This is a genomic window from Pseudomonas sp. P5_A12 (assembly GCF_056400685.1).
In genome coordinates this window covers 1-848 of sequence record NZ_JBFUKU010000607.1, presented here as the reverse complement: position 1 = coordinate 848, position 848 = coordinate 1, and the positions used below count along the sequence as shown (strand labels likewise).

Annotated in this window: 1 protein-coding gene; it reads right to left on the bottom strand. The window is 61.1% G+C overall.

Features of this window, described 5'->3' with window-relative positions:
* Window positions 1–742 (bottom strand): LysR family transcriptional regulator (locus tag AC1DSG_RS31450; RefSeq protein ID WP_477794336.1); only part of this gene is annotated, 742 nt, incomplete at its 3' end.
* Between the last annotated feature and the right edge of the window lie 106 nt (window positions 743–848).

Below are 848 nucleotides of genomic sequence, written 5' to 3'. Positions count from 1 at the left end.
AGTCAGGCACCGTCGCCACAATATCGGTGCCGCTCAGCAGCGTGCTCAGCCCGTTGAACTGGGGCACTGCGAGCACGACGTGGCGTTTGCGCCCGAGTTTTTCCAGTTCGTCATCTATAAAACCGCTCAGGTCCCCCGCGAACGACACCAACGCATGCGGCCGGGCGCAGAAGTCATCCAGGCTCAATGGCCCGGGCACGGTGTCGGCCCGCAACAACTTCGGCATGCTGCGACGCAGTACTTTGCGTTTGGCGTTGGCCGGCAGGTCAGCGGTATAGCTGACGCCGATGGAAATCTCGCCCGAGGCCAGCAGGCTCGGCATCAGAATGTAGTTGGCCCGACGCACCACCAGCACAATCCCGGGCGATTCGGCACGCAAGCGCTTGAGCAGCATCGGCAGCAAGGCGAACTCGACATCGTCGGACAGGCCAATGCGGAACACCGCGGTGCTGGTGGCCGGATCGAATTCCGCCGCACGGCTGACGGCCGTGGAAATCGAGTCCAGCGCGGGGGAGAGCAGGGCGAAGATTTCTATCGCCCGGGCGGACGGTTCCATGCTGCGACCGGTGCGCACGAACAGCGGATCATCGAACAGCCCGCGCAGGCGTGAAAGCGCCGCACTGATGGCCGGCTGGCCGAGAAACAGTTTCTCCGCAGCGCGGGTCACACTGCGTTCGTGCATCAATGTTTCGAAAACGATCAACAGGTTCAGGTCGACACGACGCAGGTCATTACGATTCATCTGGAGTCCCTGGCAGAGTCATCAAGCTTGACGAGAGCGGCCATATAAGAACAATGACCAGCATGAATCTTACGGGGAAAGGCTGCTACTCTGCACCGTGTAATTC